The organism is Thiomonas sp. UBA7699 (genome assembly GCF_002482605.1).
GTDB classification, from domain to species: Bacteria; Pseudomonadota; Gammaproteobacteria; order Burkholderiales; family Burkholderiaceae_C; genus Thiomonas; species Thiomonas arsenitoxydans.
Window position 1 is genome coordinate 360 of sequence record NZ_DLGH01000028.1, and the last position, 24,892, is coordinate 25,251.

26 protein-coding genes are annotated in these 24,892 nt (G+C 65.8%); 21 read left to right on the forward strand and 5 right to left on the reverse strand.

Annotation, left to right across the window (positions count from 1 at the left end):
- The 16 genes from B3H47_RS12360 to B3H47_RS12435 form a co-directional block, all read left to right on the forward strand.
- Nucleotides 1-1,173: carboxyl transferase domain-containing protein (locus B3H47_RS12360; RefSeq protein ID WP_286987246.1), on the forward strand; the 1,173-nt coding region annotated here is incomplete at its 5' end.
- Nucleotides 1,174-1,219: 46 nt separating this feature from the next.
- The gene (locus B3H47_RS12365; RefSeq protein WP_286987247.1) at nucleotides 1,220-1,513 is read left to right on the forward strand and encodes a type II toxin-antitoxin system VapB family antitoxin; all 294 of its coding nucleotides are present in this window, start codon (nucleotides 1,220-1,222) and stop codon (nucleotides 1,511-1,513) included.
- Between the two features lie 4 nt (nucleotides 1,514-1,517).
- Nucleotides 1,518-1,916: a type II toxin-antitoxin system VapC family toxin gene (gene vapC / locus B3H47_RS12370; protein WP_013124195.1), complete on the forward strand. Its 399-nt coding sequence runs from the start codon at nucleotides 1,518-1,520 to the stop codon at nucleotides 1,914-1,916.
- 28 nt (nucleotides 1,917-1,944) lie between these two features.
- Nucleotides 1,945-2,472, forward strand: a complete 528-nt coding sequence (locus B3H47_RS12375) for a DinB family protein (protein ID WP_286987249.1) — start codon at nucleotides 1,945-1,947, stop codon at nucleotides 2,470-2,472.
- Nucleotides 2,469-3,269: an enoyl-CoA hydratase/isomerase family protein gene (locus tag B3H47_RS12380; protein ID WP_286987251.1), complete on the forward strand. Its 801-nt coding sequence runs from the start codon at nucleotides 2,469-2,471 to the stop codon at nucleotides 3,267-3,269. The genes B3H47_RS12375 and B3H47_RS12380 overlap by 4 nt, the downstream gene beginning before the upstream one ends.
- 39 nt (nucleotides 3,270-3,308) lie before the next feature.
- Nucleotides 3,309-4,337 (forward strand): biotin synthase BioB, encoded by a 1,029-nt coding sequence (bioB, locus tag B3H47_RS12385; RefSeq protein ID WP_286987252.1) that lies wholly within the window; start codon nucleotides 3,309-3,311, stop codon nucleotides 4,335-4,337.
- A complete protein-coding gene (locus tag B3H47_RS12390) occupies nucleotides 4,334-5,011 on the forward strand; it encodes a DUF4126 domain-containing protein (protein ID WP_286987254.1) in 678 nt (225 codons plus the stop codon). Before bioB ends, B3H47_RS12390 begins: the two co-directional genes overlap by 4 nt.
- 165 nt (nucleotides 5,012-5,176) lie before the next feature.
- Nucleotides 5,177-7,249 carry an acetyl/propionyl/methylcrotonyl-CoA carboxylase subunit alpha gene (locus B3H47_RS12395; RefSeq protein ID WP_286987255.1) on the forward strand — a complete coding sequence of 691 codons (2,073 nt, stop codon included), beginning with the start codon at nucleotides 5,177-5,179 and terminating at the stop codon, nucleotides 7,247-7,249.
- Entirely contained in the window at nucleotides 7,246-8,196 is a 951-nt protein-coding gene (locus B3H47_RS12400; protein WP_286987256.1) for a 2-hydroxyacid dehydrogenase, read from the forward strand. The genes B3H47_RS12395 and B3H47_RS12400 overlap by 4 nt, the downstream gene beginning before the upstream one ends.
- Nucleotides 8,197-8,209: 13 nt before the next feature.
- Complete coding sequence (locus B3H47_RS12405; RefSeq protein ID WP_286987257.1) at nucleotides 8,210-9,157, forward strand: hydroxymethylglutaryl-CoA lyase; 948 nt, start codon at nucleotides 8,210-8,212, stop codon at nucleotides 9,155-9,157.
- A gap of 11 nt (nucleotides 9,158-9,168) precedes the next feature.
- Nucleotides 9,169-9,675, forward strand: a complete 507-nt coding sequence (locus B3H47_RS12410) for a YbaK/EbsC family protein (RefSeq protein WP_286987258.1) — start codon at nucleotides 9,169-9,171, stop codon at nucleotides 9,673-9,675.
- The gene (locus B3H47_RS12415) at nucleotides 9,672-9,890 is read left to right on the forward strand and encodes a DUF1289 domain-containing protein (protein WP_286987260.1); all 219 of its coding nucleotides are present in this window, start codon (nucleotides 9,672-9,674) and stop codon (nucleotides 9,888-9,890) included. Before B3H47_RS12410 ends, B3H47_RS12415 begins: the two co-directional genes overlap by 4 nt.
- A 410-nt stretch (nucleotides 9,891-10,300) precedes the next feature.
- Nucleotides 10,301-11,275 (forward strand): tRNA dihydrouridine synthase DusB, encoded by a 975-nt coding sequence (gene dusB / locus B3H47_RS12420; RefSeq protein WP_286987262.1) that lies wholly within the window; start codon nucleotides 10,301-10,303, stop codon nucleotides 11,273-11,275.
- A 27-nt stretch (nucleotides 11,276-11,302) separates the two neighbouring features.
- A complete protein-coding gene (locus tag B3H47_RS12425; protein ID WP_013107110.1) occupies nucleotides 11,303-11,548 on the forward strand; it encodes a helix-turn-helix domain-containing protein in 246 nt (81 codons plus the stop codon).
- Between the two features lie 43 nt (nucleotides 11,549-11,591).
- The gene (gene purH, locus B3H47_RS12430) at nucleotides 11,592-13,142 is read left to right on the forward strand and encodes a bifunctional phosphoribosylaminoimidazolecarboxamide formyltransferase/IMP cyclohydrolase (RefSeq protein WP_286987263.1); all 1,551 of its coding nucleotides are present in this window, start codon (nucleotides 11,592-11,594) and stop codon (nucleotides 13,140-13,142) included.
- A gap of 170 nt (nucleotides 13,143-13,312) precedes the next feature.
- The gene (locus B3H47_RS12435) at nucleotides 13,313-14,392 is read left to right on the forward strand and encodes a helix-turn-helix transcriptional regulator (RefSeq protein WP_286987264.1); all 1,080 of its coding nucleotides are present in this window, start codon (nucleotides 13,313-13,315) and stop codon (nucleotides 14,390-14,392) included.
- A gap of 16 nt (nucleotides 14,393-14,408) precedes the next feature.
- Here B3H47_RS12435 and B3H47_RS12440 read toward each other — a convergent pair whose 3' ends face one another.
- On the reverse strand, nucleotides 14,409-14,807 hold the full coding sequence (locus B3H47_RS12440; RefSeq protein WP_286987266.1) for a hypothetical protein: 399 nt from the start codon (nucleotides 14,805-14,807) through the stop codon (nucleotides 14,409-14,411).
- Nucleotides 14,804-16,432, reverse strand: coding sequence for a hypothetical protein (locus B3H47_RS12445; RefSeq protein WP_286987267.1), 1,629 nt, complete (start codon nucleotides 16,430-16,432; stop codon nucleotides 14,804-14,806). The genes B3H47_RS12440 and B3H47_RS12445 overlap by 4 nt, the downstream gene beginning before the upstream one ends.
- A 174-nt stretch (nucleotides 16,433-16,606) precedes the next feature.
- On the opposite strand from B3H47_RS12445, the gene ruvC reads away from it, so the two are divergent.
- Nucleotides 16,607-17,194, forward strand: coding sequence for a crossover junction endodeoxyribonuclease RuvC (gene ruvC / locus B3H47_RS12450; protein WP_276708836.1), 588 nt, complete (start codon nucleotides 16,607-16,609; stop codon nucleotides 17,192-17,194).
- 107 nt (nucleotides 17,195-17,301) lie between these two features.
- Nucleotides 17,302-18,450 carry a branched-chain amino acid ABC transporter substrate-binding protein gene (locus B3H47_RS12455; protein WP_286987269.1) on the forward strand — a complete coding sequence of 383 codons (1,149 nt, stop codon included), beginning with the start codon at nucleotides 17,302-17,304 and terminating at the stop codon, nucleotides 18,448-18,450.
- Between the two features lie 41 nt (nucleotides 18,451-18,491).
- Here the strand turns inward: B3H47_RS12455 and B3H47_RS12460 are convergent, their stop codons facing one another.
- The gene (locus tag B3H47_RS12460) at nucleotides 18,492-19,523 is read right to left on the reverse strand and encodes an MBL fold metallo-hydrolase (protein WP_286987270.1); all 1,032 of its coding nucleotides are present in this window, start codon (nucleotides 19,521-19,523) and stop codon (nucleotides 18,492-18,494) included.
- Between the two features lie 112 nt (nucleotides 19,524-19,635).
- Nucleotides 19,636-20,151 (reverse strand): bifunctional 3-hydroxydecanoyl-ACP dehydratase/trans-2-decenoyl-ACP isomerase, encoded by a 516-nt coding sequence (gene fabA, locus B3H47_RS12465; RefSeq protein ID WP_013107100.1) that lies wholly within the window; start codon nucleotides 20,149-20,151, stop codon nucleotides 19,636-19,638.
- Nucleotides 20,152-20,211: 60 nt separating this feature from the next.
- Between fabA and ruvA the strand changes: the two genes are divergently transcribed.
- The 3 genes from ruvA (at nucleotide 20,212) to B3H47_RS12480 (ending at nucleotide 24,354) form a co-directional block, all read left to right on the forward strand.
- Nucleotides 20,212-20,784, forward strand: a complete 573-nt coding sequence (gene ruvA / locus B3H47_RS12470; protein ID WP_286987271.1) for a Holliday junction branch migration protein RuvA — start codon at nucleotides 20,212-20,214, stop codon at nucleotides 20,782-20,784.
- Nucleotides 20,785-21,017: 233 nt separating this feature from the next.
- Nucleotides 21,018-22,766: a phospholipase C gene (locus B3H47_RS12475; protein ID WP_286987272.1), complete on the forward strand. Its 1,749-nt coding sequence runs from the start codon at nucleotides 21,018-21,020 to the stop codon at nucleotides 22,764-22,766.
- A 115-nt stretch (nucleotides 22,767-22,881) separates the two neighbouring features.
- Nucleotides 22,882-24,354 carry a cytochrome-c peroxidase gene (locus tag B3H47_RS12480; protein ID WP_286987274.1) on the forward strand — a complete coding sequence of 491 codons (1,473 nt, stop codon included), beginning with the start codon at nucleotides 22,882-22,884 and terminating at the stop codon, nucleotides 24,352-24,354.
- A 45-nt stretch (nucleotides 24,355-24,399) separates the two neighbouring features.
- Here B3H47_RS12480 and B3H47_RS12485 read toward each other — a convergent pair whose 3' ends face one another.
- Nucleotides 24,400-24,816: a DUF3806 domain-containing protein gene (locus B3H47_RS12485; RefSeq protein WP_286987275.1), complete on the reverse strand. Its 417-nt coding sequence runs from the start codon at nucleotides 24,814-24,816 to the stop codon at nucleotides 24,400-24,402.
- Between the last annotated feature and the right edge of the window lie 76 nt (nucleotides 24,817-24,892).

A 24,892-nucleotide genomic window follows, 5' to 3' on the forward strand; every position in this document is an offset into this window, starting at 1 on the left:
GGCGGCGCCAACCTGCCCAACCAGGACGAGGTGTTTCCCGACCGCGACCACTTCGGCCGCATTTTCTACAACCAGGCGACGCTGAGCGCCGAGGGCATCGCGCAGATCGCGGTGGTCATGGGCTCGTGCACCGCGGGAGGCGCCTATGTGCCGGCCATGAGCGACGAGTCGGTCATCGTCGCCAATCAAGGCACCATCTTTCTCGGCGGCCCGCCGCTGGTGAAGGCCGCCACTGGCGAGGAGGTGAGCGCCGAAGACTTGGGCGGCGGCGACGTTCACACCCGGCTGTCGGGCGTGGCCGACCATCTGGCGCGCAACGATGCGCATGCGCTCGACATCGCTCGCCGCATCGTCTCGCGCCTGCGCCCGGCCGAGCGCGCGGCGGTGGATTTGCGCCCGCCGCGCGAGCCGCTGTATGCGGCCAGCGAGCTGTACGGCTGCATTCCCACCGATGCGCGCAAGCCCTTCGACATCCGCGAGATCATCGCCCGCATCGTCGATGGTTCCGAGCTCGACGAGTTCAAGGCCCGCTTCGGCGCCACGCTGGTGTGCGGCTTTGCGCATCTGCACGGCATGCCAGTAGGCATTTTGGCGAACAACGGCATCCTGTTTTCGGACAGTGCGGTCAAGGGCGCGCACTTCATCGAGCTGTGCTGCCAGCGTCGCATTCCGCTGCTGTTCCTGCAGAACATCACCGGCTTCATGGTCGGCCGCAAGGCCGAGAACGAAGGCATCGCCCGCCACGGCGCCAAGCTGGTCACGGCGGTGGCTTGCGCTCAGGTGCCCAAGTTCACCGTCATCGTCGGCGGCTCCTTCGGCGCGGGCAACTACGGCATGTGTGGCCGGGCGTACAGCCCGCGTTTGCTTTGGATGTGGCCCAACGCGCGCATCAGCGTGATGGGTGGCGAGCAGGCGGCGAGCGTGCTCGCCACCGTGCGGCGCGAGAGCATCGAAGCCCAGGGTGGGCAGTGGAGCGCACAAGACGAAGAGGCGTTCAAAGCGCCGATCCGCGCGCAGTACGAGCGGCAAGGCCATCCCTACTACGCCACCGCGCGGTTGTGGGACGACGGCATCATCGACCCCATCGACACCCGGCGCGTGCTCGCGCTGGGCCTGAGCGCTGCGCTGCATGCGCCGATTCCACAAACCCGCTTCGGCGTGTTCCGCATGTGATTGTCGTCCCCTACAATGTGCATTATTCATTGACTTGGTACACATCATGCGCACAAACATCGAGATCGACGACGAGCTCATGGACGCCGCCATGCGCGCCGGCCCGTTCAAGACCAAAAAGGAGGCAGTCGAGGAGGGGCTCAAGCTCTTGCGCCGCCGCGCCGCCTACCGCGATTTGCTCGCTCTGCGCGGCAAGCTGCATTGGGAAGACCCCTTGGCCGAGGGCGCCGCGCCGCCTATGGTGCAGGAGCGGCGCGCGCCTTACAGTGCGGCCAACGCCCCTGCCAAGGCGGCTGGGCGCAAGGCAGCCGCCCGCAAGGCGTCCGCCAACAAGGAGTAGCCGCATGATTCTGGTCGACAGCTCGGTGTGGATCGATTTTTTCAATGGCCGTGCCACCCCGCGCGTCGCGAATCTGGCGCTCCTGCTGGACGATATGGCGCCGGTGGCCGTGGCAGATCTGGTGCTGTTCGAGGTGTTGCGCGGCTTCCGCCATGAACGCGACTATCTGGCCGCGCGCAAGACCCTGACTGCGCTCACCGTGGTTGAAATTGGCGGAGAAGACAACGCTCTGCAGGCCGCGCAACACGACCGCCTGCTGCGCGCCATGGGCTACACCATCCGCAGCGCGGTGGACGTGCTCCAGGCCGCTTACTGCATCGAACACGACTACGCCCTGCTGCACAACGACGCCGACTTCGACGTCATGGAAGATCTGCGCGGCCTGAAGGTCTGGCGGCATTGACTGCAAGCTCTCCCCGGCGAATTTCCCGATGACACTCCAAGACCATTTCCGCACCCTGGCGCGCTATCACGTCTGGGCCACGCATCGCTTGCTCGACGAGCACGTCGCGCTGCTCCCCGAAACCGATTACCGCCGCGATTGCGGGCTGTTTTTCAACAGCGTTCACGGCACCCTCAATCATCTGCTGGTGGGCGAAGGCTTGCTATGGCAGCGACGCTTCCTTGAGGGCGTGTCGCCTGCGGGCTTGAAGCTCGACGACGAGGCCGAGCCCGACCGCGCCAGACTGGCGCAACGGCTGAAGCAGACCGCGCGGGCCTGGCAGCCCTATGTCGAGCGCTTGAGCGAGGCCGATTTCGATCGGCCCTTCCACTACGCCACCAGCAAGGGCGAGCCGATGAGCGCACCGTTCGCGGCCACGCTGGCGCATGTGTTCAACCACGCCACGCATCACCGCGGGCAGATCACCGCAGCGCTCACTGCCATGGGGCATCCCTCGCCCGTGCTCGATCTGATCTACATGCTGCGTGACGAAGCGACAGCCTCATCCAAGCCATGAGCGAATCCCCCGTCCTCATCGACCGCAAAGGGGCCGTTGCCACGGTCACCCTTCATCGCCCCGAAGTGCGCAATGCCTTCGACGCCGCCACCATCGCCGCGCTGCATACGGCCTTTGTGGAGCTCGGCCAGGAGGCTGAAGTGCGTTGCGTGGTGCTTGCGTCGCAAGGCCCTGCGTTCTGCGCCGGAGCCGACCTGCGCTACATGCAACAGTTGGCGGCTTACACCGATGCGCAAAACCGCGACGATGCTCTGCAACTCGCTCGCATGCTGCGCGCCGTAGCCGAATGCTCCAAGCCCGTGATCGCGCGAGTGCAGGGCGATGCGTTCGCCGGTGGCTTCGGTCTGGTGGCCGCCTGCGATCTGGCCGTGGCGGTTCAGACCGCGCGCTTCTGTCTGAGCGAGGTCAAGCTCGGTCTGGTGCCGGCCACCATCATGCCGCATGTGCTGCGCGCCATCGGAGCGCGCGCGGCGCAGCGCTACACCTTGACCGCCGAAGTGCTCGACGCGGCCACCGCGCAGGCCATCGGTCTGGTGCATGAAGTGGCCGAAGACGCTGCCGCGCTCGACGCGCAGGTGCAGCGCTGGTGCGCCGAGTTGCAAAATGCGTCACCGCAAGCGCTGGCTGCGGCCAAGCGGCTGCTGGCCGAAGTGGCGCATCGCCCGCTGGGCGATGCCTTGCTGGCCGACACCGCAGAGCGCATCGCCGTGGCCCGGGCGAGCACCGACGGGCGCGAGGGCATCGCCGCCTTTCTCGCCAAGCGCAAGCCGAACTGGATCGACCCCGAGGCGCGTTGACTGCGTCCTTCATCTCCCCTCTCCATCTCCACTTATGCCATGACCCTGAAACCTTCCGACGTCTGGACGCCAGAGCGCATCGAAGCCCTGCTCGATCAGCCCTTGCCCGATCTGCTCTGGCAAGCCCAGCAGATCCACCGCGCGCACTTCGACCCCACCGACATTCAGCTCTCGTCGCTGCTGTCGATCAAGACCGGCGGCTGTGCCGAAGACTGCGGTTACTGCCCGCAATCGGCGCATCATGATGTCGGGCTGAAGGCGGGCAAGCTGATGGACCTTGACCTCGTGCTGGCCAACGCCCGCGCGGCCAAAGAGGCCGGCGCGGCACGCTTTTGCATGGGCGCGGCCTGGCGCGAGCCGAAAGATCGCGACCTCGACGCCGTGGCCGCCATGGTCGAAGGCGTCAAGGCCCTCGGGCTGGAAACCTGCATGACTTTGGGCATGTTGCAGCCCGCGCAGGCGCAGCGCCTAGCCGATGTCGGGCTCGACTACTACAACCACAACCTCGACACCTCGCCCGAGTTCTACGGCCAGATCATCACCACCCGCACCTATCAGGAACGCCTGGACACGCTGCAGGCCGTGCGCGAAGCCGGCATGGCGGTGTGCTGCGGCGGCATCGTCGGCATGGGCGAGACCCGGCGCGACCGCGCGGGCCTGCTGGCGGAGCTGGCCGGGCTCGATCCCCACCCCGAATCGGTGCCCATCAACGCCTTGGTGCGGGTGGCCGGAACGCCGCTCGAACACGCACCAGATCTCGATCCCTTCGAGTTCGTGCGCACCGTGGCTGCGGCCCGCATCACCATGCCCACGGCGCGGGTGCGGCTGTCCGCCGGGCGGCGCGAACTGGGCGATGGCATCCAGGCGCTGTGCTTTTTGGCCGGCGCCAATTCCATTTTTTACGGCGATACCCTGCTGGTCACCGGCAACTCGGAGGTCGATGCCGACCGCGCCTTGTTCGCCCGCCTCGGCCTGCATGCCGGTGCGCAAGCTTCGCCCATGCCATCGGCCACGCCCAAGCAAAAAGTGATCGCCTTGCAAACCGAGTCACCCGTATCCCAGCCATGACCCCGCCAGCGCTCGACACCCTGCAACTCCTGGCGCTGGCCGCCGCGCTGGGCTGGGCCAGCGGCCTGCGGGCCTTTCTGGTCATGTTCGCCGTCGGCGCCGCGGGCCTGGCCGGATGGGTACAACTGCCTGCGGGCCTGCAGGGCCTGGCCAGCCCGGTGGCGGTAGGCATCACCGGCTTTCTGGCTTTTCTCGAATTCGTCGGCGACAAGATTCCCGGCGTGGACAGCCTGCTCGACTTCATCTCCACCCTACTGCGCATTCCGGCGGGAGCGGTGCTCGCCGCCAGTGTGTTCGGGCTGGATCACACCTTTGTCGCGGCGCTCGCCGCGGCGGCGGGCGGCAGTCTGGCCGCGGTGAGTCACGGCACCAAGCTCTCCACCCGCGCGGCCATCAACACTTCGCCAGAGCCGTTTTCCAATGTGGGCGCCTCGCTGGGCGAAGACGCGCTGGTGCTGGGCGGGCTGTGGCTGGCCTGGCTGCACCCGGTGCTGTTTTTCATCGCCCTGGTGCTGGTGCTGATCGTCATGGTTTGGCTGGCGCGCAAAAGCTTTCATTTCGTGCGCGGCCTGCTCGCACGCATGGTGCGTATGTTCAGCGGCCGACCCGAACCTGTCGCAACGCAGCCCCCGCACGGCGCGACCGACGTGTCGTATCGAGACAAACCAGATTGATGCAAGCTACGAACCGGAGTGCTGAAATGTTCTCGAAAATCCTGATCGCCAATCGCGGCGACCAGTCCCGGCGTAGCCGGGACGCAGCGGCGCAGCCAAATTGCCTGCAGGCGCGCAGCGCCGTCGCAGGCGATCTCGCTGCCGCTTCAGCTTTGGAGTGCTGAAATGTTCTCGAAAATCCTGATCGCCAATCGCGGCGAGATCGCCTGCCGTGTGGCTGCCACGTGCCGCAGGCTGGGCATCAGTACCGTGGCGGTGTATTCCGAGGCCGATGCGCAGGCGGCGCATGTGGCGGCGTGCGACGAGGCGGTGTGTATCGGCCCGGCCGAGGCGGCGCAGAGCTATCTGCGGGGTGAGCGCATCCTGCAGGCGGCGCGTGAGTGCGGCGCGCAGGCCATCCATCCCGGCTATGGTTTTCTCAGCGAGAACGCAGGCTTCGCGCGGCAGTGCGCCGAGGCCGGGGTGGTGTTCATCGGCCCGCCGCCCGAGGCCATGCAGGCGATGGGGCTCAAGGCTGAGTCCAAACGGCTGATGCAAACGGCGTCCGTTCCGTTGGTGCCCGGTTATCACGGTGCAGAGCAGGACGCGGCGTTGCTCAGGGCCGAAGCCGCGCGCATCGGTTTTCCGGTGTTGATCAAGGCGAGTGCGGGCGGTGGCGGCAAGGGCATGCGCGAGGTGCAGCGCGTCGAAGACTTCGACGCCGCGCTGGCCTCGTGCCGCCGTGAAGCGCAGAGCAGTTTCGGCAACGACGCGGTGCTCATCGAGCGATTGGTGCGCAACCCGCGCCACATCGAAATCCAGATCTTCGCGGACCAGCACGACCATGTGTTGTGGCTGTTCGAGCGTGACTGTTCGATGCAGCGGCGCCATCAGAAAGTCATCGAAGAAGCCCCTGCCCCCGGCCTGCCGGATGCCCTGCGGCGCGAGATGGGCGAGGCCGCCGTGGCCGCCGCCCGAGCCGTGGGTTATGTGGGCGCGGGCACGGTGGAGTTCATCGTCGAATGCAGCGAGGCCGGGGCGCCGCAGCGCTTCTACTTCATGGAGATGAACACGCGGCTGCAGGTCGAGCATCCCGTCACCGAGTTGATCACCGGCCTCGATCTGGTCGAGTGGCAATTGCGTGTGGCCGCAGGCGAACCGCTGCCCATCACGCAGGCCGAGGTGCGCTGCTCCGGGCATGCCATCGAGGCGCGGCTTTACGCCGAACATCCCGAGGCGGGTTTTCTGCCTTCCACCGGCCAGTTGCGGCGGCTGGCGTTGCCGCCGCATGTCGCCTTCGGTGCGGTGGGGGCTGAGGGCATTCGAGTCGATAGCGGGGTGTTCGAGGGCGACACCATCACCCCGTTCTACGACCCCATGATCGCCAAGCTGATCGCCTGGGGCGAGACCCGCGAGCAGGCGCGCAGACGGCTGCGCCAAGCGCTGGCCGCCACCCGCATCGCCGGTTTGCAGACCAATGCGCAGTTTCTCCACCGACTGCTGGGTGTTGCGGCGTTTGCGGGGGGCGTGCTCGATACCGGACTGATCGCCCGCGAGCACGAGGCGCTGCTCGCGCCGCCGTCCATTCCGCAGTCTTTGGCCTGTGCCGCTGCGATCGGCGCCATGCTCGAAGACGGGCGCGCGCAACAGAGCGCCGATTCCTGGTCGCCTTGGTCGATCTGTGACGGGTTTACCAACGGCGTGCTGCCGCCGCGCGTGTTTCGCTTCGACAGCCCGTGGGGTGTTTTGGCGTGCACGCTGCTTACGGCGACAGGCCAGCCCTTGCGCATCCAGACGCCGGGTTCGCCTCAGCCGCAGCCCTTCGCCTGCTCCGCGCAAAGCACGCGGGTGAACGATGTCACGACGGAATTCGCCCTGGTTCTCACGCTGGGTGAAGAGCGTGCGCAGATGAGCGTGGTTCGGCTGGGCGAGACGTCTTTTCAGGTGTTTTCAGGGGGCGAGCAGGTCACGCTGCAAGCGCTGGGCGCCGATCTGGGCAGCTCCGACGGGGGCTCGGCCGGCGGCCGACTGACCGCGCCCATGCCCGGCAGAATCATCGCCCTGCATGTGCAAGCGGGCGACACGGTGCAGACCGGCGCTCCGCTGCTGGTGCTCGAAGCGATGAAAATGGAGCACACGCTCAGCGCCCCGTCGGCCGGGCAGGTGAGCGAGGTGCTTTACGCGGTGGGCGATCAGGTCAGCGAAGGCGTGGAACTGCTGCGCATCGAGGCTTTGAAAACCGAGGGATCGCCAGCATGAGGCTCGCGGTCTGGGACCCGGATGAGCCGTTTCGCCGCTGGCGCGACGCGTTGATGCAGCACGCCAAGGAAATCGGCCTGGCCATCGACGTGATCGACGCCCCGAGCGACCCGGACGCGCAGGCCGAGTTCGCCCTGGTCTGGCGGCCCGATGCCGATTGGCTCGCCGGGCAGATGGGGCTGCGCGCCGTGTTCAATCTGGGCGCGGGCGTGGATGCTATCGCCCCGGCGCTGCACCGCTTGCATCCCGGCGTGCCGCTCATCCGCCTGGAAGACGCGGGCATGGGACGCCAAATGGCCGATTACGTGGCCGAAGGCGTATTGCATGCCTACCGCCGCATGACCGATTACGCGGCGCAGCAGGCCAAGGCCCGCTGGGAGCCGCTGCCCTTGCCGCCGCGCGCCAGTTTCACCGTGGGTTTTCTCGGTCTGGGGCAGATGGGCGCGGCCGCCGCCCGGCGCGTGGCGGCGATGGACTTTCCCATTCTGGCCTGCAGCCGCAGCGGGCAGTCGCGCTTTGCTGCCGAGCTGGGCTGCGCGATCTACGCCCTGGACCGCCTCGATGAATTTCTGGCGCAGACCCGGGTGCTGGTGGTGTTGTTGCCGCTGACCGCAGACACCCGCGGCCTGCTCAATTACGCTGTTCTCAGCCGCTTGCCGCAGGGTGCGCATCTCATCAACGCCAGCCGGGGCGCGGTGATCGATCAGGCCGATCTGCTCGATCTGTTGCACGGCGGGCATCTGGCCAGCGCCCTGCTCGATGTGTTCGCCACCGAGCCCTTGCCCGCGGCCGATGCGCTGTGGAGCCATCCGCGGGTGCGCGTCACCCCACATGTGGCCGCGCAGACCCTGGTCGGGCCGTCCGCTGCGCAGGTGATGCGCAAGATTGCCGCCATCGAACGCGGCGAAAAACCGGGCGGCGTGGTGGATATGCGGCTGGGTTATTGAACGGGAGATTGCCATGTCCACTTTGAACCATTTGCCCAAATTCGTCGAAGTCGTCGAAGTCGGCCCGCGCGACGGCTTGCAAAACGAAGCCAACCCCGTTCCCGTTGCGGTGAAGGTCGATCTCATCGACCGCCTGTCCGCAGCCGGGCTGCCCAATGTCGAGGCCGCCGCCTTCGTCTCGCCCAAGTGGGTGCCGCAGATGGCGGGCAGCAGCGAGGTGATGGCCGCCATCCGCCGTTGTCCCGGCACCGTGTATTCCGCGCTGGTGCCGAACATGAAGGGCATGGAGGCGGCGTTGGCCGCGGGGGTCGGCGAGGTGGTGGTGTTCAGCGCCGCGAGCGAGGCGTTCGCGCAGAAGAACATCAACTGCTCCATCGCCGAATCGATTGAGCGCTTCCGTCCCGTAGCCGAGGCCGCCAAGAGCGCGGGGGTGAAGCTGCGCGGCAGCATCTCGGTGGCACTGGGCTGCCCCTACCAAGGCGCGGTCGAGCCGTCAGCCGTGGCCGAAGTCGTGCGCCGCATGGCCGATCTCGGCTGCGACTGCATCGACATTGCCGACACCATCGGCGTGGGCACGCCCGGCGCGGTGCAGGCCGTGTTCGAGGCCAGCGCGGCGGCCTTCCCCATGGATAAGTTGGCTGGCCATTTCCACGACACCTATGGCCAGGCGCTGGCGAACATTCTTGCGGCGCTGCAGCTGGGCGTCGCCAGCTTTCATTCCTCCGTCGCGGGTCTGGGCGGCTGCCCCTATGCCAAGGGCGCCACCGGCAATGTCGCCACCGAAGACGTGCTCTACCTGCTGCACGGCCTGGGCATCGACACGGGGGTGAACCTGCGCGCGGTGGTCGAGGCCGGCGACTTCATCACCCGCGCCATCAACCGCCCGAACAACAGCCGCGCGGGCAAGGCGCTGCTCGCCAAATGGGCCGCCGAGCAAGGCGAACCCGCCTGCGCCGCCTGAGCCGCTTCATCATGCAAACAACGGCTATTTCTTCTCCTTCTCCTTCCGACTCCGTGCAGCGCGTGATCGACGCGCTCGCCGCCCTGGGTCATGCCGAACCGCCGGTGATGCTCGACGACGCCGCCCGCACCGCGCAGCAGGCGGCCGACGCCCTCGGTGTGGCGCTGGGGCAGATCGCCAAGTCCATCGTGTTCCGCCATGTCGACAGTGGCCGCGCGGTGCTGGTGGTCTGCGCCGGTGATCGCCGGGTCGATGAAAAGGCCGTGGCCGCGCAGGTGGGCCAGCTGGCGCGGGCCGATGCCGATTTCGTGCGCGCCGCCACCGGCTTCGCCATTGGCGGGGTCAGCCCGGTGGGCCACACCCAGCCGCCCATCGCCTTGGTGGACGACAGCCTCTGGCGCTTCGACCGCGTCTGGGCGGCGGCGGGTCATCCGCATGCGGTCTTTCCTCTGCGGCCCGATGACCTGCCGCGTTGGCTAGGCGTTGCGCCGAGCGCTGTCACGCGGGCGCCGCAATGACGGTTCCCTCCCCCTGCATCAACATCTGCACGCTGGACGCCGCCAGCGGGCTTTGCCTGGGCTGCGCCCGCACCCTGCAGGAAATCAGCGACTGGTCCAATCTGGATGACGCGGGCAAACGCGCCGTCTGGGCGCGCATCGCCGAACGGCGCGCGCAGGGGCTAGTCCCCGAGCAGCCCATCGCGCTCAAGCCGGGGCCTGTCAGCGCACGTTGAGAGCCCCCAGGGCCGGGCAATCCCCACCCCAACCCTCCCCACAAGTAGGGAGGGAGTGATCTCACCTCACCCATGGCGTGGGCGGGGGGCGGGAGGGGCATTCGAAGCGCCGCACAGCGCTGTTCTCACCTCCTCCACGCAGTGGGGGAGGCCGGGAGGGGGTTGCCCAGCCCGCCCCCGTGGGGATCAAGGAAACTTGGGGCGGCCCTACGTTTTCTTGAGAGCGCCCCCAGACCTGCCGCGTTCGCGTCAGGCCCCCCGAGGGGGATGAGAAAACTTGGGGCGGCCCTACGTTTTCTCATGAGCCGGTTCCGGGCTGGCGGCCAGCCGGATCGCCTAAAATCATCTGCTCAAAAAAACGGCAGCGCAGACGTTGCCCGCCTTCTGCTCGCACACTGCCCGCCGCGCCCATGTCCAACCCCGCCGATCTCACCCCCTCCGCGCCCCCGACCGGGCTCACGGGCGGCCTGCGTCTGGGGCGGCACCTGCTGCCCAACCGGGTGTTCGCCGCGCCCATGGCCGGGGTGACCGACCGGCCCTACCGCCGTCTGGCGCGGCAACTCGGCGCGGGCTACTGTGTGAGCGAAATGGTGACCTCGCGCGCCGATCTGCGCTACACCCTCAAGACCTCACGCCGCGCCAATCACGACGGCGAAGCCGCGCCCATCGCGGTGCAAATCGTCGGCACCGACCCCGAGCAGATCGCCGAGGCCACTCACTACAACCTGGAGCGCGGCGCCGACATCATCGATATCAATATGGGTTGCCCGGCGAAGAAGGTGTGCAACCGCTGGGCTGGCTCCGCGCTGATGCAGGACGAAGACCTCGCCGCGCGGTTGGTGGAGGCTGCGGTAGCGGCCGCCCGCCCGTTCGACGCCCCGGTCACGCTCAAAATGCGCGCCGGCTGGTGCGAAGCCGCGCGCAACGCGCCGCGCATCGCCCGCAGGGCCGAAGCCGCAGGCGCCGCGATGCTGGTGGTGCACGGCCGCACCCGCGAGCAGGGCTATGGCGGCGAAGCCGAGTACGCCACGCTCGCCGAAGTGAAGCGCAGCGTGGGCATTCCGGTGGTGGCCAATGGCGACATCGACTCGCCGCAAAAGGCCGCCGCCGTGCTGCGGCAAAGCGGCGCCGACGCGGTGATGATCGGCCGCGCCGCCATGGGTCGGCCCTGGCTGTTCGCCCACCTCGACGACCACTATGCGCTGTATGGCGAAGCCATCGGCGTGCGCACCGCGCGCAAGCATGTGGGCTGGTACGTTGCGGCCCTGCCCGAAGGCGAGACCTTCCGCCGTCACTTCAACACGCTGGGCAGCGCAGCGGAGCAACTCGCGGCGCTGCGCGGCTTCCTCGATTCGGGTTCCAAGGCCGCGCCGCTGGCGGCCTGAAACCGTCCCGTTCACTCGCATCCCGCCATGCCCGCCGTTCCCCGCAAAACCACGCTCGAACAATGTGTCGTCGATAGCCTCGAGGCCTATTTCAACGACCTCGGCGGCTCCGAGCCGCACGGCATTCATGCCATGGTGCTGGCCGCGGTGGAAAAACCGCTGCTGGCCACGGTGATGAAGCATGCCGAGGGCAATCAGTCGCTCGCCGCGCGCTGGCTCGACATCAACCGCAACACCCTGCGTAAGAAGCTTGCCGAACACAAGCTGCTCTGACCCAACCCGCCGCACCCGCCCATTTCCATTCACCGAGACTTCCATGCAAGCCCTGATTTCCGTTTCCGACAAAACCGGCGTGCTCGACTTCGCCCGCGATCTGCACGCCCTGGGCGTGCGCCTGCTGTCCACCGGCGGCACCGCCAAGATGCTGCAGGGCGCCGGTCTGCCGGTAACCGAGGTGGCCGACTACACCGGCTTTCCGGAAATGCTCGACGGCCGGGTGAAGACGCTGCATCCCAAGGTGCATGCCGGCCTGCTGGCGCGACGCGACTTGCCCGAGCATGTGGCGCAAACCGACGCGCACGACCTGCCGGCCATCGACATCCTTTGCGTGAATCTCTACCCTTTCGAGGCTACTGTGGCCAAGCCGCACACGCTCGATGAAGCCATCGAAAACATCGATATCGGCGGCCCGGCCATGGTGCGTTCGGGCGCCAAGAACTATCACCATGTTGCCGTGCTCACCGACCCGGCCGACTATGCCGTGGTGGTGGCTGAGCTGCGCGCGGCGGGCCGGGTGAGCGACGCCACGCGCTTTCGCCTCTCGGTGGCGGCGTTCAACCGCATTGCGCAATACGACGCGGCCATCTCCAACTACCTGTCGGCGCTGAAGGACGACGGCACGCGTGCTTCCTTCCCCGGTCAGTTCAACCTGTCTTTCGTCAAGCAGCAAGACCTGCGCTACGGCGAAAACCCGCATCAGAGCGCGGCGTTTTACGTCGAGCCGGGCGCGCGCGAGGCCAGCATCGCCACCGCCCGCCAGCTGCAGGGCAAGGAGCTCTCGTACAACAACATCGGCGACGCCGACGCCGCGCTGGAATGCGTGAAGCAGTTCGACACCGCGCCCGCCTGCGTCATCGTCAAGCACGCCAACCCCTGCGGCGTGGCCTACGGCACCTCCCTGCTGGACGCCTATGAGCGTGCCTACAAAACCGACCCCGAATCCTCCTTCGGCGGCATCATCGCTTTTAACGGCGAGCTCGACGGCGCCACCGCGCAGGCGATCGTCGAGCGGCAGTTCGTCGAAGTCATCATCGCCCCGAAGGTGACGCAGGCGGCCATCGACATCTGCGCGGCGAAGAAGAATGTCCGCCTGCTTGAATGCGGCCAGTGGCCTGCCCAGCCCGGTGCGCGGCTGGACTACAAGCGCGTCAACGGCGGGCTGCTGGTGCAGGATGCCGATCTGCTGCTCTCGGGTGACATTCAGGTGGTGAGCCAGCGCCAGCCTTCGGCCGACGAAATGCGCGACCTGCTGTTCGCCTGGCGCGTGACCAAGTTCGTCAAGTCCAACGCCATCGTTTACGCCAAGGACAACGCCACCATCGGCGTCGGTGCGGGACAGATGAGCCGGGTCAACTCCGCGCGCATCGCCGCCATCAAGGCCGAGCACGCGGGTCTGCCGGTTCCCGGCTCGGTCATGGCCTCCGACGCCTTTTTCCCCTTCCGCGACGGCATCGACAACGCGGCGCAGGTCGGCATCAAAGCCGTCATCCAGCCCGGCGGCTCGATGCGCGACGCCGAAGTCATCCAAGCGGCCGACGAACACGGCATGGCCATGGTGCTCACCGGCATGCGCCACTTCCGGCACTGAGCAAAACGGCTGTGGTTGGACGCCACACTTGTTTGAGGGATGGGTGTAGTCAGGCCACTGCTTAATATATGAATGAGTTGATCTGACGCGCCGCAATCGATGGCGTGCCCTTGCACACCCTCCTAGCACGTGCCGTTCCCGCCTTGGGCATGGCTTAGTGGGAGCTCGGGATGGATTCGAGAGCGCAACAGCAGGTGAGCGAGGTCGCGCAAGCTCTTGGCAGCAACACGGCCGAATGGAAGGATTTGCTCGCGGTCTGGTGCAAGGTAATCGGCGCCGACTTTGCCACTTTTCAAGTCTGGGATAAGGTCGAAGGCCAACTGCTCGGACACGTCACAGCGGGTCTGTGCCAACCTGCGCTGCAGCAAGCCTATATCGATCACTTCCAGGCGATCGACCCGCTGCTTCCCATCGGCTTGCAGCGTAAGGCAGGGGCTTGGGTGGATAGCGCGGTCGATCTGTCGGAACGTGCTTGGCGCAGCGGCGCTTACTACGCCGAATTGCTGCGTCCCCTGCGCGTCGAGCAGACCATTGCGCTGTGCCTATGTAACGACGCGCGCTACATTGCCTCGATGAGTCTGCATCGGAGCAAGGAGGCGGATGCCGCTGTTTGCAAGCAGACATTGGCGCCTCTCTGCCCTGTCGTGGTCGATGCGTTTGAGCAGCGCATGCAGCAGACCAACGCCGAGTACGGCAAGCTCGACGCCGTGTTGTCCTCAGAGCATGAGGGTTGGTTACTGATCGCCCCAGAGCTGCAAGTACGCCATGCCAGCGCCACGGCCGCGCAATTTCTCGTCGAGGCCCAGGTTTTGCAGTTGCATGGCGGCTGCTTGCAAGCTCGGCACGCCGCTGTGGCGCAGCGTCTGCAGAGGGCTGCGCAAGCGGTGCGGCGCGGTCAGCCGCCACAGACCTTGCATTTCTCCGCGGGCTGGGGTCGTGTCTTGCAACTGCGATTGCGTTTGGCGCCTCGGCATCTCGCCGCTTTTGGCGAAGCGCTGCTGCTGGTGCGGGTGAAGCTGCGCGATGCGAAAACTCTGCCTGATGTGACGACGCTGCGCGAGGTTTACGCACTCACTCAGGCACAAGCGCGACTGGTGCGAGAGCTCGCAGCAGGTCATACATTAAACGACTGTGCCCTGCTGTTCAGCGTGTCGCGCAACACCCTGCGCAATCAGATGGCCGATATCTTCGTCAAGATGGGTTGCAGCCGCCAGGCAGATGTCGTGCGGCTGGCCGGACTTTTGACCTGAGTGGTGCAGTCCGGGGTCAGTCTGCTTTTGTCCGCACTACGGCACTGGGCTGACCATCGAGAGAATAGACGTGGTAGGCCTCCGCGTCCTGCTTTACGATGAAGCAGGCCTCTTGACCACGGCGGATGTGTGTCCAGGCTGCGCAGTATCCGGTGTCCGAGAGACGCCACCTGCCGGTGTCCTGTTTGTCGCCCACCTCGAGCTGCGCTGTGCCGTCAGGGTGCAGTCGCAAGGCCACTGCAACGCCTGCCGCCGTCGTGCCGATCAGGGTTCTGCCCATCCACTGTGTGGCGATCTGTTGCGGGGCAAGAGGTTCTCCTGCAAACGTCGGGGCGCAGGTCGTCAGCAGTGCCAGCAGCGCGGCACCTCTTCCAACTTTGGATGATCTCAACCGGTACATAGTCTTGTTGATCAATTTGTGCTCCCTGGAACGATGACACCGAGTTGCGTGGCAATCGGGGCAAACGCGACATCGTTCAGTCGGGTGGTCACCGTGGTCGTCAGCTTGTTCTGGTACCCGAACCAAACCTGGCCCTCGGTTTCCACAAACACACGGACCCAGCCCCTGCTGTCGGCTTGCGCGGGCAAGCCGCTGAAAGTCAGCACCGGGGTCTGACCGTCGGCGCCAATGCTGCGGGCATAGCTGCCGCTGCCGATGATCTGGCAGTTGCCAGCATTGGTGTTCGCAGGCCAGTTCAGATCGCACAACACCCAGCGGGCGACGTTGCCCGTGTCGAGCATGGCGCGCAAGCGTTGCTGCGCGATCACACAACTACTTTGGCCTTGCGGACAGGTATAGGTGGATTGACGGGTGCCCATGGACAAGGTGTCTCCGCCTCCGTTGGGGGTCTGTACGGCGGGAAAGGCCGCCACTACTGCATCGAGGGTGGTGAGCGCAGGGTTGGCATAACCCGTGGCCAAGCTGCCGTCATTCGGGTTGTAGGCCACCGGCTCAATCAGCGAGCGGGATTGCACGGTGACTGCAGTGGCCCCCGCTGGCAACACGCCACTCAGCCCGGATGGAACGCCCGGCAAGGTCTGGGCGTTGTTCAGCGTGGTGTCGTTGGCCAGCGATACGGCTTCTGCCACGGTCTTGCCGTTGAGTGAGGTGACTTGCTTCATGTCGATATAGGTAGCGCCTGCGGACTGGCTGGTGGAGGGATTGCCGGGCGAGGTGGGGCGGGCAGTGGTGCCATCCAGACTCACCCAGCCGGTTTCAGTCAGGTAGCGTGTGGTGCCGTAAAGGCTGGCCTGGGTCAATGCGTTGCCATTGCTCAGACCGCTGCGCACGTCGTAATTCACGCTGCGACCATTGGCTGTGCCCGGGTAATACACCCGAATAAAGTAGTTGTTCGCGTCTGTATATGCGAAACGCCGCACGCTGTAGCCGGGCTGTGGCTGGCCAGGATTGAGGTTAATGGTGGGCTGGCTTGCGCCTTGCAGCATGCCGACCACTCCTGGGGCATGGGCCGCCAGGATGGCGTTTTCGGTACTCGGGGTGCCAGCACTGTAGTTGACATAAAGGCTGCTTTCGCTCACACCAAGTTGCGCGGCCACAGCGGTCTGTGCCGCATCCTGACTGATGGCGCCCTGATCCATCGCCACCTGCACCATATGGGTGATGGGGCTGATGACAGATGGCTTGCTGCCGGGGGCGCGCAGCACGAAGGGCTGGGTGAACGGCGTGCCGCCGTCGGTCGCGCCTGTGGGCACCACAGCGATCCATTCCTTGCCGGCATTGCGCTGCTCGTCGGTGATGCCGGTGATGGCGTAGTTGCCTTGCGCGTCGGTGGGGGTAGACGCCGGCTCGTCGCTGTCGCATTGCAGGTTGGCATTTAGGTCGAGGCAGACTGTGGCACCCTGGATGGGGCCGTCGAGGACCACGCCGCTGACAGTATTGGTATTGGCCGAGGCAGTCGGCGACGACGAGCCGCCACCGCCACAAGCGGTGAGCGATAGGGCCAGACCGCCGCACACGCTGCCCAGCAAGGCAAGGCTCAACGGCGACAGCTTGGTATGTTGAGTGTTGCAGGAATTCATGGCATTGCTCCGTGGGTTGTCGTGGGTGTGAGGGTAGGAAAGCGAGCCGCGGCTGCCCATGGTGCATTCGTACCAAGCCGCTCCCGCGATTGCAGGGGAGACTTGTTCCGGGCAGGGAATCTGGTTCTGGGGGCGGTGTGTTCTAAGCTTGAGCCCTCTGTCTTCCAACTGACCATGCGCATTCTCGGTATCGACCCCGGACTCAACACCACGGGCTACGGCGTGATCGATGCCCATGGCCAACGTCTGGGCTATCAGGCCAGCGGCGCCATTCGTATCCCGAAGGGCACGCTGCCCGAGCGTCTGAAGACGCTGTTCGACGGCGTGAGCGAGGTGGCGCGACAGGCCGGCGCCGAGGTCGCGGTGGTGGAGATCGTGTTCGTCAACGTCAATCCGCAGTCCACCTTGCTGCTAGGGCAGGCGCGCGGCGCGGCCATTGCCGCGCTGGTGGCGCAAGGGCTGCCGGTGGTCGAGTACACCGCGCTGCAGCTGAAAAAATCCATCGTCGGCTACGGCCGCGCCAGCAAGTCGCAGATTCAGGAGATGGTGACGCGGCTGCTGGCCTTGCCGGGCCAGCCCGGCCCGGACGCCGCCGACGCGCTCGGGCTGGCGATCTGCCACGCGCATGCGCAGCGCGGCCTGGCGGCGCTGCATCGGGCGTCTTCTCCAGCGAATGTGGGCACGGCGGACGTGGCCAGTGGCAAGCTCAGCGCGGCGCAACTGCGGGGCATGCGGGTGCGCGGGGGGCGGCTGATCGGCTGACGGCCGACTGCTGGTGCAGATGTAGATGCATCTGCTTACAGGCCGCCCGCGGTTTTTGCTTGATGATCCGGGTTTGTTTTCAAGCCGGATCTCTCAAGGAGAACCTCATGACTTCATCGTTGCGATTGACTGGTATGTCTTTGGCGCTGTTTGCCGGTCTGGGGCTGTCGGCCCAGGCGGCCGAGCCGCGCGTGGTGCTTGGCGTTGCCGTGCCGCTGTCTGGCCCCTTGGCCGCGAGTGGGCAGGATGCAGTCAACGGAGTGCAAATGGCGCTGAACCAGCTCAATGCCGAGCATGCCCGGATTGGCGGCAAGACGGTGCGCTGGGCGATGGATGCTGAAGATGACCAGGGCCTGCCCACTCAAGCCACACTGGTGGCGCAGAAGCTGGTGGATGAGGGCGTGAGCGGCGTCGTCGGCCATCAGACCTCGGGCTGCACCTTTCCGGCCGCGCGCATTTACGCCCGGGCGGGGATTCCGCAGATCACGCCATCTTCCACTTCGCCGAAGATCGCCGAGCAGGGCTACAAGACCTTCTTTCGCCTGATCGCTAACGACAACGCCCTGGGGGCCGGGCTGGCCGAGTATGCCCACGACGCCCTTCACGTGCAGCGCGTGGCGGTGGTGGACGACCGTACCGCCTACGGCCAGGGACTGGCCGATGTGTTCTCGGCCAAGGCGAAGAAGCTCGGCATGGACGTGGTGGACCGCGAATACACCGATGACAAAGCCACCGATTTCTCCGCCATCCTCACCCGCATCAAGGCCGACCATCCGCAGGTGATCTTCTACGGCGGCATGTATAGCCAGGCCGGACCGCTGGTGCGGCAGATGCGCCAGATCGGCATCACCGCGCGGCTGATGGGCGGCGACGGCATCTGCGCGCCCATCATGGCCAAGGTCGCGGGCGATGCGGTCAACGGCACGATCTGCGCCCAGGGCGGCGCGCCGCTCTCTGAGCTGCCCAAGAGCAAGGCATGGAAGGCACGCTACGACGCCGAGTTCGGCGCGGCCGCCTTCCAGCTCTATTCACCCAACGCCTTTGATGCAGCCATGGTGCTGGCCCATGCGATGATGAAAGCCGGGTCGAGCGACCCGAAGGTCTATCTGCCCTACATCCGCCACATCGACTACGACGGCGTGACCGACAGCGACATTCACTTCACCGCCACGGGCGAACTCGCCGATCCCAGCATCACGCTATCTGAGTTTGAGCACGGTGTGAAAGTGCCGCTGGCGGTGGAGCAGGTGAAGTAGAGAGGAGTAGGGGAGTGGGACGGCCCGCGAAGAAAAAGCGCTCAGACTTTTTGTTCCGCCTCCAGATAGGCGAGGCTGATGTACTTGCCGATGTTGTTGTCCCACCCGGCCGTCTCCTTGGCCTTTGAGGCCACGCGCGGATCGGCCTTGGCCGCGGCGATGGCGGCTTCGGGGCCGGCCATGTCGCGTGCAGCCTGTTGTGCGTGTTCCCAGATGGCGGCGAACAGTTCACGCTGCCAGACCATCACGGCCTGTCCCGCATGGCCGTGACCGGGCAGCCAGTTGCTGCCGGGGATGTTCTGCGCCAGCTTGTCCATGTAGTTGAGCGAGCCGGGGTAGGAGCCGTCGTCCATATTGGCGATGCGCCGGTTCATCATCACGTCGCCCACGTAGGTGAGCTTGTCCTGCACGACTTCGAGGCAGACGTCCGACGGCGTGTGCGCGGTGCCGTAATGGTGCGCGCGCAGGGTGACGTCGCCGAAGTCGAACACGTCGCCGTGCTTCACGTCGCGGTTGGGGGCGACGATGCGGGTGCCCGCGCTGGACTGGTTGGTCCACTTGAGCATGGCCTGCTGCCACTCGGTGCCGGTTGCGCCCAGAATCTGCTCGCGGGTCTGCGGCATGGCGTAGATCGGCAGGTCTTGCCCGTAGGCGCTCACAAAAGCATCGTTGCCCAGCCAGTGATCGCCGTGATAGTGCGAATTGAACACCGCGACCACCGGCTTGTCGCTCACCTTGGGCAACTGCCGGATGACCATCTCGCCGATCTGCACCGAGGCGCCAGAGTCGAGGATGACCACGCCCTTGGCCGTCTTGACCGCGGTGATATTGCTCATCATGCCCTGATTGCTCTCGGTGGGAAAGCCATCGGCGGCGTAGATCACATAGACATGGTCGGAAATTTGGGTGAACGGCACATCGGGCACCTTGGGGCCGCGGATGAAATCCACCGCGTCGGCGGCGAAGGCGGCAAGGTGCGGCGCGGCGGCGCCAGCGGCGGCCAGCCCGGCCGCACTCAAGCCCCAGCCCATCAGGCGGCGGCGCTGAAGATCGGGGAGGGTTGAAGGGCGCATGATGCAGTCTCTATAACAATTGGATACATCTGGACTGTATCGTTGTTTGCGCGGGCCTGCCTCTAGGGACACTACCCATCCGGGGTTGCACTCACCGGGTGCAGCCCCGGGTTCAGAACCCTTCGGTGGAGGTGAACAGCCCGACGCGCAGGTCCTTGGCGGTATAGATTTCGCGACCATCGACCAGCATGGCGCCGTCGCCGATGCCCATGACCAGGCGGCTGTTGATCACCCGCTTGAGGTCGATGCGGTACTGCACCAGTTTCGCGGTGGGCAGCACCTGACCGGTGAATTTCACTTCGCCCACACCCAGCGCGCGACCGCGGCCCAGACCGCCCATCCAGCCGAGGTAAAAACCGACGAGCTGCCACATCGCGTCCAGCCCCAGACAGCCGGGCATCACCGGATCGCCCTGAAAGTGCACGCCGAAAAACCACAGGTCGGGATGAATGTCGAGTTCGGCCTCGATCACGCCCTTGCCGTAGGTGCCGCCTTCGCTGGCGATGCGGGTGATGCGGTCCATCATCAGCATTTCGCGCAAAGGGAGCTGCGCATTGCCGGGGCCGAACAGGCGGCCCTCGCCGCAGGTGATGAGGTCTTCTTTGCTGTAGGAGGAAGGTCGGGTCATGGAGTGTCGTCGCAGAACAATCCGCGAATGTTAGCGGTTGCGGCTGCTACAGTTTCGCCCATGATCGGACGACTGCACGGCACCCTGCTCGACAAATCCCCCCCGCAGATTCTGCTCGACGTGGGCGGCGTAGGCTATGAGGTGGACGTGCCGATGAGCACGCTGTACGACCTTCCCACGGTGGGGCACGCCGTCACCCTGCTCATTCACACCGTGATCCGCGAAGACGCGCATCTGCTCTACGGCTTCGCTACTGCGGGGGAGCGCTCCACGTTTCGTGAGCTGCTCAAAATCAGCGGCATCGGCCCGCGCATTGCGCTGGCCGTGCTCTCCGGTCTCAGCGTGAGCGAGATCGCCCAAGCCGTCACGCAGCAGGACGCCGTTCGCTTTACCCGCGTGCCGGGCATCGGCAAAAAGACCGCTGAACGCCTGCTGCTCGAACTCAAGGGCAAGCTCGGTGCCGATCTGGGCGGGGCCGCAACGGCCGCCGCGGGCAGCGCCTCCGATGTGCTGCAGGCCCTCATCGCGCTGGGCTATTCCGAGCGCGAGGCAGCGGCCGCCGCCAAAGCGCTGCCGGAAGGCTGCAGTGTGGACGACGGCATCCGCCAGGCGCTGAAAAGCCTCGCGCGCTGAACTTACCTCACGCCCAGATTTAGGCGCGGCTAAGGCGGAAACCGAACGCCTGCAGTTTGTCTGGTTGCGACAAACCGTTATCCATCCGTATGGATTGAAACCAGTTGTTGCCCTGAGGAGCTTGGTCACGGAAGCGACATTTGCGCTCTCAAGAATCACGGTCGTTGCGTGAAGCACGGGCTGCGATCAGCCCCCACGCGATCCATCGTTCACACTCTTCAGGGAGTTTCACCATGTTGCGCAAAACCCTCTTGGCCTCGGCGGTTGCCGTGGCTGCCATCACGCTGGCCGCCTGCGGCGGCGGTTCCAATTCTGTCGCGGCCTCGCCCACCGTGCCCGGCACCAGCTACACCGCGGCCCGCGCGCTCGCGACGGCCACGCCGATCAAGCATGTGGTCGTGCTGTATCAAGAAAACGTGTCGTTCGACCACTACTACGCCACCTATCCCACGGCCACCAACCCGGCGGGCGAACCGGCGTTCACCGCCAAGGCGGGCACGCCTGCGGTCAACAATCTGGTCAGCGCCAATCTGCTGAGCAACAACCCCAACTTCACCAACACCGCCAACGGCACCGATGCCGCCGAGCCCTACCGTCTCGACCGTACCCAGGCCGCCACCGCCGACCAAAACCACGCCTACACCGCCGAGCAACAGGCTTATGACGGCGGCAAGGCCGACCTATTCCCGAAATACACCGGCGCGGCGACGACGGGCGGCGTGGGCGCCTTCGGTACCAAGGGCCAGGTCATGGGCTACTACGACGGCAACACCGTCACCGCGCTGTGGAACTACGCGCAGAACTTCGCCCTGAGCGATGACGCTTATACCGACACCTACGGACCGTCCACCCCGGGCGCGCTCGAAGCGGTGAGCGGCCAGACCAATGGCGTGCAGCTGGTGGCGACCACGGACCAGCCTTTCACCCTGAGCAAGTATTCGTACTACATCAGTGACGGGCAGGGCGGCTACGGCTTGATCAACGATGTCGATCCGGCCTATGACATCTGTTCCAGCCCAACGAATCAAGTCTCGATGTCGGGCAAGAACATCGGCGATCTGCTCAACGGTAAGAACATTTCCTGGGGCGGTTTCATGGGCGGGTTCAACCTTGGCGCGACCAACCCCAACGGCACGACGGGCTGCAAGCGCAGCACCTTCTCACCAGTCGTCAACTCCACCGTGGGCGACTACATCCAGCACCACAACTGGTTCCAGTACTACAAGAGCACGGCCAACCCCACGCACGCCCGCCCGAGCTCGACCCTGGCCATCGGTCACACCCTGGAGACCGACAACAAGACTGCCGATCCGGCCAACCACGAATACGGCCTGCAGGACTTCTTTGCCGCAGTGAAGGCCGGCAATATGCCCGCTGTGGCCTATCTCAAGGCCCCGGCCTTCGAGGATGGTCACGCCGGCTATTCCGACCCGCTGGACGAGCAGGCCTTCGTGACGCAGGTCGTCAACTTCCTGGAGCAGCAGCCGCAGTGGAGCAGCACCGCAGTGATCGTCACCTGGGACGATTCCGATGGGTGGTATGACCACGCTTTTGCCAACACCACCAATCCCTCGTTCGACAGCCAGGCCGACCAGCTCAATGGGGCGGGCGTGTGCGGCAAGGGTACGCCGCTCAGTGGCGTGAACGGCAAGCCGGTCAATGGGCGCTGCGGTCCGGGCACGCGCATTCCTTTCCTGGTGATCTCGCCCTGGGCCAAGACCAACTATGTGAGCAACACGCCCATCAGTCAGGCGTCCATCGTGCGGTTCATCGAGGACAACTGGCTCGGCGGCCAGCGCCTGGGCGGTGGGTCGTTCGACGCCACGGCGGGCTCGATCATGGATCTGTTTGACTTCAGCAAACCGACGGGCAGCGCGCCCAAGGTGTTCATCGATCCGGCGCAGGGCACGGTGCTGAGCGCCCCGCCTGCGGGCAGCTTGACGCCGCAGTTCAACGTCTCGCTGTTCACCAAGCAAAGCTGATCGGCCAAGTCCCGCTGGTACCCCGCAGGCCGCCCCGCTCGGGGCGGTCTTTTCCGCGGGTTTCGTCCGCCACGAGACTCGCGGAAAAGACTGAAATTCGCCGAGAAGCCGCACCATGTCCGTTACCTCATCCACCCCTGCCGTCGCTTCTTCGGCTGCTGCGCAGGCGCCTGCGAGCAAGCCACGCCGCTCGCACTGGGCACGCCGCCTGGCCATTGCGCTGGTCGTTGCCCTTGCGGGGGGCGGCGGCGCGCTGGCCTGGGGTATGCACGAGGAGCCGAGCATTCCCCCCGTCGTTTGGCTGCAGCACCCGGTGCGCAGTTTCACCTACGCGCTGGGCGGCAATCCGCATCCGGTGCAACTCGTGCTGCCGCCCCAGCAACCCCTCTCGGCCGTGGCGCAACTGGGGCGGCAGCTGTTTTTTGATACGGCGCTATCGGCCTCGGGCAAGCAGTCCTGCGCGTCCTGCCACGATCCGGCTAATGGCTACAACCCTCCAACGGGCAGCGGGCCGGTGATGCTGGGCGGGCCGAATATGACTTCACCCGGCTTCCGCCCGCCGCCGTCGCTGGCCTACCTCTACCGGCAGCAGCCGTTCTCCATCGGCCCGGACAACGAGGAGAACGAAACCATCACCCTGCAGCAACTCGCGGCGCTAGGGCAGACCAGCCAGCGGGCGAAGAAGACCGCGCAGAGCACGGCGCAGTCGGTACAAAATCTGGTGCCCACCGGCGGGCTGTTCTGGGACGGGCGGGTCAATACCCTGCAGCAGCAGGCGGGTGGTCCGCTGTTCAACCCGGTGGAAATGGACGCGGGCACGCCGCAGCGCGTGGCTGCCATCATCGAGCGCCAGCCGTATGCCAAGATGTTTTTGCAACTCTTCGGCCCCAATGTGTTTGCAGACCCGAAGCAGACGGTTTCCGAGGCGCTGTTTGCGATCGCCCGTTACCAGATCGAAGACCCGCAGTTCCACGCCTTCAACAGCAAGTACGACGCCTGGCTGCAGGGCAGGGCGACTCTGACGTCGCAGGAAATGCGCGGCTATCTGGCGTTCAACGATGTGAACAAGGGCGATTGCGCTGCCTGCCATTTGGATCAGCCGACCAAGGATCATCTGCCGCCGCTGTTCACCGACACGCAGTACGAGGCGCTGGGCGTGCCGCGTAATCCGCAGATTCCGGCGAACCAGAACCCGCACTACTTCGATATCGGGCTGTGCGGCCCCTTCCGCACCGACCTGAAAAACCAGACTGCCTACTGCGGCATGTTCCTCACCCCCACGCTGCGCAATGTGGCGCAGCGGCCGGTGTATTTCCACAACGGGGTCTATCACTCGCTCAAGCAGGTGCTCGATTTCTACAACTTCCGCGACGTGCAGCCGGGCAAAATCTTCCCCACCGTGGACGGCCAGGTGCGCAAGTACGACGACCTGCCGCCGCAGTACCGCGCCAATGTGGACGTGACCGATCCGCCGCTCAACCGCAAGCTGGGCGAACAACCCGCGATGACCGCGCAGGACATGCGCGACATCATCGCCTTCCTGCACACCCTGAACGACGGTTATACGCCGCTCAAGCCGACTTCATAAGCCGGTCTCATCAAGCGCGGCTTCATCACCGCAGGGTGCGCCGCTTCAAGCGGCAAGGGCCGGGGGGTTGAGCCGCTCGCACAGGCTGGCGAACAGATGCCGCAGGTCGAGCCGGGCGCCGCCGTGCAGATGCGAGCGCAGGGCGCCCTCGGGCGACACCCAGTGCAGGGTGCCCATGCGGCGGATGGCGTAGCCGCGCTGATGCACGCCTTGCACGATGGCCCATTCGCTGCCCGCCTGCTCATGCAGCAAGACACGGCCGAGCGCGGCCGAAACGGCGTGCAGCTGCTCGGGTGTGGGCGCGGCCAGGTGCTGCGCAATAAGGTTCTGGAGAATGGGCAGATCCTGCAAAGTGCCGCTGAGCACATCGCCGCCGCCCTGGGCGAGCACCAGCGCGTCGGCCTGCTGCAACCATTGCGCGAGCTGCTGGGTATCGGACGGTTCAAGATGGAACAGACGCATCACGGTCTCCTGTCAAGTCGATTCGGGGGTGCCACAGCTTGTACGCCCAATGCGGTGACAAATCATGTGCTTCCGA

What these genes read in the sequence shown, in the direction of transcription:
- B3H47_RS12395 (WP_286987255.1), top strand. Translation starts at nt 5,177, where the DNA reads ATGTTCTCGAAAATCCTGATCGCCAATCGCGGCGAGATCGCCTGCCGT.
- B3H47_RS12480 (WP_286987274.1), top strand. Translation starts at nt 22,882, where the DNA reads ATGTCCGTTACCTCATCCACCCCTGCCGTCGCTTCTTCGGCTGCTGCG.
- B3H47_RS12375 (WP_286987249.1), top strand. Translation starts at nt 1,945, where the DNA reads ATGACACTCCAAGACCATTTCCGCACCCTGGCGCGCTATCACGTCTGG.
- B3H47_RS12400 (WP_286987256.1), top strand. Translation starts at nt 7,246, where the DNA reads ATGAGGCTCGCGGTCTGGGACCCGGATGAGCCGTTTCGCCGCTGGCGC.
- vapC (WP_013124195.1), top strand. Translation starts at nt 1,518, where the DNA reads ATGATTCTGGTCGACAGCTCGGTGTGGATCGATTTTTTCAATGGCCGT.
- purH (WP_286987263.1), top strand. Translation starts at nt 11,592, where the DNA reads ATGCAAGCCCTGATTTCCGTTTCCGACAAAACCGGCGTGCTCGACTTC.
- fabA (WP_013107100.1), bottom strand. Translation starts at nt 20,151, where the DNA reads ATGACCCGACCTTCCTCCTACAGCAAAGAAGACCTCATCACCTGCGGC.
- B3H47_RS12485 (WP_286987275.1), bottom strand. Translation starts at nt 24,816, where the DNA reads ATGCGTCTGTTCCATCTTGAACCGTCCGATACCCAGCAGCTCGCGCAA.
- ruvC (WP_276708836.1), top strand. Translation starts at nt 16,607, where the DNA reads ATGCGCATTCTCGGTATCGACCCCGGACTCAACACCACGGGCTACGGC.
- B3H47_RS12445 (WP_286987267.1), bottom strand. Translation starts at nt 16,432, where the DNA reads ATGAATTCCTGCAACACTCAACATACCAAGCTGTCGCCGTTGAGCCTT.
- dusB (WP_286987262.1), top strand. Translation starts at nt 10,301, where the DNA reads ATGTCCAACCCCGCCGATCTCACCCCCTCCGCGCCCCCGACCGGGCTC.
- B3H47_RS12415 (WP_286987260.1), top strand. Translation starts at nt 9,672, where the DNA reads ATGACGGTTCCCTCCCCCTGCATCAACATCTGCACGCTGGACGCCGCC.
- B3H47_RS12460 (WP_286987270.1), bottom strand. Translation starts at nt 19,523, where the DNA reads ATGCGCCCTTCAACCCTCCCCGATCTTCAGCGCCGCCGCCTGATGGGC.
- B3H47_RS12455 (WP_286987269.1), top strand. Translation starts at nt 17,302, where the DNA reads ATGACTTCATCGTTGCGATTGACTGGTATGTCTTTGGCGCTGTTTGCC.
- B3H47_RS12425 (WP_013107110.1), top strand. Translation starts at nt 11,303, where the DNA reads ATGCCCGCCGTTCCCCGCAAAACCACGCTCGAACAATGTGTCGTCGAT.
- bioB (WP_286987252.1), top strand. Translation starts at nt 3,309, where the DNA reads ATGACCCTGAAACCTTCCGACGTCTGGACGCCAGAGCGCATCGAAGCC.
- B3H47_RS12405 (WP_286987257.1), top strand. Translation starts at nt 8,210, where the DNA reads ATGTCCACTTTGAACCATTTGCCCAAATTCGTCGAAGTCGTCGAAGTC.
- B3H47_RS12410 (WP_286987258.1), top strand. Translation starts at nt 9,169, where the DNA reads ATGCAAACAACGGCTATTTCTTCTCCTTCTCCTTCCGACTCCGTGCAG.
- B3H47_RS12475 (WP_286987272.1), top strand. Translation starts at nt 21,018, where the DNA reads ATGTTGCGCAAAACCCTCTTGGCCTCGGCGGTTGCCGTGGCTGCCATC.
- B3H47_RS12435 (WP_286987264.1), top strand. Translation starts at nt 13,313, where the DNA reads ATGGATTCGAGAGCGCAACAGCAGGTGAGCGAGGTCGCGCAAGCTCTT.
- B3H47_RS12380 (WP_286987251.1), top strand. Translation starts at nt 2,469, where the DNA reads ATGAGCGAATCCCCCGTCCTCATCGACCGCAAAGGGGCCGTTGCCACG.
- B3H47_RS12365 (WP_286987247.1), top strand. Translation starts at nt 1,220, where the DNA reads ATGCGCACAAACATCGAGATCGACGACGAGCTCATGGACGCCGCCATG.
- ruvA (WP_286987271.1), top strand. Translation starts at nt 20,212, where the DNA reads ATGATCGGACGACTGCACGGCACCCTGCTCGACAAATCCCCCCCGCAG.
- B3H47_RS12390 (WP_286987254.1), top strand. Translation starts at nt 4,334, where the DNA reads ATGACCCCGCCAGCGCTCGACACCCTGCAACTCCTGGCGCTGGCCGCC.